At 43.9% G+C, this 2,741-nt stretch carries 2 protein-coding genes and 1 tRNA gene; 1 reads left to right on the top strand and 2 read right to left on the bottom strand.

Annotated features, from left to right (window positions below):
• Positions 1 to 188 (top strand): hypothetical protein (locus BQ17_RS22965; RefSeq protein WP_218068353.1); only part of this gene is annotated, 188 nt, incomplete at its 5' end.
• 44 nt (positions 189 to 232) lie between these two features.
• Here the strand turns inward: BQ17_RS22965 and BQ17_RS18840 are convergent.
• Complete coding sequence (locus BQ17_RS18840) at positions 233 to 1,900, bottom strand: B12-binding domain-containing radical SAM protein (RefSeq protein ID WP_089729758.1); 1,668 nt, start codon at positions 1,898 to 1,900, stop codon at positions 233 to 235.
• Between the two features lie 538 nt (positions 1,901 to 2,438).
• Positions 2,439 to 2,514: transfer RNA gene (locus BQ17_RS18835), tRNA-Phe, on the bottom strand.
• Between the last annotated feature and the right edge of the window lie 227 nt (positions 2,515 to 2,741).

Raw genomic sequence — 2,741 nt, 5'->3', positions numbered from 1 at the left:
ACTCAAACAATGGCACGCACAGCAACCCCAACTGTTTAAAAAAATTCCACGTAATCATCCGGGACCTGACACATAATGATACATTTGGAAAAAGAGAGCGTCTTACGCACAAGGTATTATTCCAGCGCCTAACATGGGCCTTTCTCCCATTTCTTTGCCAACAGGGTAATGCTGCTTATTCGGAATAACAGCTTGATACGCTTCCCAATAATCGGTGAAAACCATGGCTTTTTTATACGCGGGCGGTATGCGTTCCCAGAGGATGACGAAGCTTGCTAGCCTTAATGTAAATACTCAACAGAAAAAGTCTCAGTGCAACGATTACTGGTCTCCTTGATCCCCCAGAATATTCTGAAGGGTTCTTCTTTAATTGACGAAAAACATCTATAGCACCACCTCTTGTGTTTTGAATACACAATTCAATTTCGTAACGTGCCCGTGATTTGAAAAATAACGTAACTTCCGGAACTGACGCTACTAGCTTTTTTATTATCCGCCTGCTATATTTGGTAACAGGCTTGTCTTTTACCAGCCACCACATGGCAGTTGATGATAGAGGTAAATATACCATCAATCCTAACGTTTCATTAATCGGTGTGGAGCGTAACTTCTTATAATTTTTCCAGTAAGCATCATCGGTAGCATCACCACGAATCAGCTTTTCAGATAGGGCCCGCTCGTAAAGTGATGTCCCCGGATAAAAGGTTAGCGAAAACAAAGTTACTGAAAAAGGTCTTGGTAAAGACGCCACCAATTTAAAGGTATCAACTTGATCTTGTTTCGACTCCCACGGATTGTCAAGTATTATATAATACAGCACCCAACGGAGTTGCCCTTGGTTTATGAAATGATTGATAAGATGGGCCGTCTTAAGCACGCTTGTGTTGCTTTCCCATGTTCGGCCATAAAGCTTGCGAATGCGTTCACTCCCCGTTTGGATACCAATTCTTAGCTCGACAAGACCTGCATCGCACAAGAGCTTAAGTTTTTCCTCGGTCACACTCGGGGTGTCTGCCCCGTGGATTTTAAATGGTAATCCTATGTGTTTTTTGTATTCCCGTACAAAATAACGAATATCGTCCCTCTTCAGCGCCATAAAGCAATCATCCGGAATCACTGCATGAGAAAAGGCAAAATGATTTTTTGCCCATATCAATTCGCGAATTACGTTGTCAAGATTGCGTGCCCTGAAACGCCTGATCTTGGCATCCTTGTGAATGGCCGAATATCTATCGTTGACACAATACGTGCATTTATAAGGACAACCTCTGGTTGGAGAAAGATTATACTCCCCGGCTAAGAGCCGTTTATAAGTTTGGAGACTACTAATACGAGTGATTCCATGTGAGTCTACAATATAATGACTACCGTCAAACGCATAGTCCGGTGAGGGAATGTGAGATATATCCGTTTGCGCTATATATGTCACTGGCAATTGGTTAGGTAACCTTAAGCCTGGAATATTGTCATAAGTCCGATTCTCTCGCAGCCGATTCGCTAAATCGACCACTAAATCTTCTCCTTCGCCCATGCAGACCATATCGGCGTATTCTAAGCATTCGTCAGGCGATACAGTGGCGTGAACACCTCCCCATACAATAGGTATATTAATACGTGACTTGATCTGTATTGTTATCTCCTTGGCTCGATGATATGTTGGGGTTACTACTGATATTCCAATATAGAGGCTTCCTGCAACGAGTTTAGCAATTTCATTATGAATATGGTCGGGAAATATTTGCACCTTCCCCATAGCTGCTTCGCGAGAAACATAACCATTCGCAAAAACGACCACTGTTTGATAACCCGCTCGTTTGAGTACCGCTGAGAGAAATCGTACTCCAAGTGATGGACCATATTGGTCAACAGTTATTAATGTGATCTTTGGTTTTTGGGTCATCAGGTTGTCCTTTTAACTGCTTTAATTCCTTGCAGAAACTCGGGAAATCTTGGAGAGCTGCAGGCGAGTAACTATTCAGTCCCTGACGAACTTCGGCTCCCTGCGAGCACAACCCTTTGATTTCTGGTTTTCGAGACCAGGATCCAGAGGGGGAGGGATTGCATGGTCACACAGGTAGGACAATTTCTTAAGGGCATCTTGAAAAATAGGCGTTTTCACCGATCAAGCGACTCTAACCCATTGATTATAGAAGCGTGCTGTTGACGAGAATCGTATTTTTCAGGGTGCCCTTAAGATGCCTCGTAGGTGACCTAAAAATTGCGGTAACTATTCAGGTACAAGATATTGTGTTTGGCGGCCTACAAAGCACAAGATGTTGTGTTTTCATCGCGTGGAAACGCACGAAAACACCGCATTTTCCACCCATCATCGCACTTAGAAAAGTGTAAGCCTTTGTTTTATATATGAATGGGGTACCTAAATAGTAACGAATTACGTCCTCAGGGCAGAACCACCGATCCGTCAGCCTTCATTTTATTGGTGCCCAGGGACAGAATCGAACTGCCGACACGGGGATTTTCAGTCCCCTGCTCTACCGACTGAGCTACCTGGGCTGAGGGTGAGCGCCCTTCACGCTGCCGCTATCGGAGCTACCGCAAAGGGAGAGGGCCTAATTAAAGCGGGAATGATGAGAAGGCGTCAAGTATGAACTGCTCCGATATCAACGTGAATCCGTGAGATAAAATCCAGGATTTCGGTTAACCCTATGATTTTACTTGGATTTTAAAAGATTGGCCATTTCACCTGCTGGGTGAGTCCAAAAATGAATGAATTTTTCCAT

Source organism: Candidatus Thiosymbion oneisti, from assembly GCF_900092655.1.
GTDB lineage: Bacteria > Pseudomonadota > Gammaproteobacteria > Chromatiales > Chromatiaceae > Thiosymbion > Thiosymbion oneisti.
This window is presented reverse-complemented; position numbering and strand designations above follow the sequence as displayed.